Here is a 927-nt window from a genome sequence, read left to right as displayed (position 1 = left end):
CACCAACTCACCCACTCGCGTTGTGTACCGAGGCGTTCGCCGCTCCTGCTTCATCACCCAGCGGCTGCGCTGCCCCGCGTCCCTGCCTTCCACCAACGCCGACCCCAGCTTGAGCGTGCCCTTGCCGTAGCGGTCGTTGAGCGCATCCAGCGCCGCCATCAGGCGCCCGTTGCGCACCTCCGTCACCCGCGCATCGTCCCCCAGGTCCAGCTCCTGCTGGTCCGCCGTCTTGGCCTGCAAGTCCAGCAGCATCACCCCGGCCTTGGCGTAGTTGAACCCCGGCCGGAAGATCGCCTGCAACCCGCGCAGCGCAGCGTCCGTGATCCGCAGCGTGTCCGAACTCGGCAGCCGCAAAGGCAGGGTGATGGAGCGGGCGTACTGCGCATCGTTGGGCCGAAACGGACTGGTGCGCACAAACACCAGCACCGCACCCGCCAGGCTGCCCTGACCCCGCAGCTTCTGCGCCGCCCGACTGGCAAACTCCGTCACCGCCTGCCGGAGTTCGACCAACTCGGTGACCTTCTCTCCAAAACTGCGGGTGCAGGCAATCTCCTGCTTCGGCGCGGGTTGATCGTCCAGTTCCAGGCAGGCGATGCCGTTGAGCTCACGCACCGTGCGCTCCAGCACCACCGACCAGCTGCGCTTGACGGTCGCCGGGTCCAGCCGCTTCAGGTCCAGCACGGTATGAACGCCTCCGGCCTGCAACTGCCTGGCGATGTGGTTCGCCAGCTTGGCCAGCGTCTTGCTCGACCCCATCCCGATGCAGGTCGCAATCCCGATGCCCCGCTGGATCTCCGCCTGCTTTCGTCGTGCCCGCTCCGTCGCGACCGGAATGCCCGTCATGTCCAGAAAGCACTCGTCGATGGAATAGACCTCCTGGCCACAGCCCAGCGTCTCGGCCATGGTCATCATCCGGTGGCTCATGTC

At 66.8% G+C, this 927-nt stretch carries 1 protein-coding gene; it reads right to left on the bottom strand.

Features of this window, described 5'->3' with window-relative positions; all coding sequences use genetic code 11:
- Positions 1-912: DUF4113 domain-containing protein (locus tag HA630_RS00275; RefSeq protein ID WP_256368601.1), on the bottom strand; the 912-nt coding region annotated here is incomplete at its 3' end.
- Positions 913-927: the final 15 nt, after the last annotated feature.

Source organism: Aquabacterium sp. A08 (genome assembly GCF_011742065.1).
The sequence above is the reverse complement of the archived record's forward strand: the minus strand, read 5'-3'. Positions and strand labels throughout refer to the sequence as shown.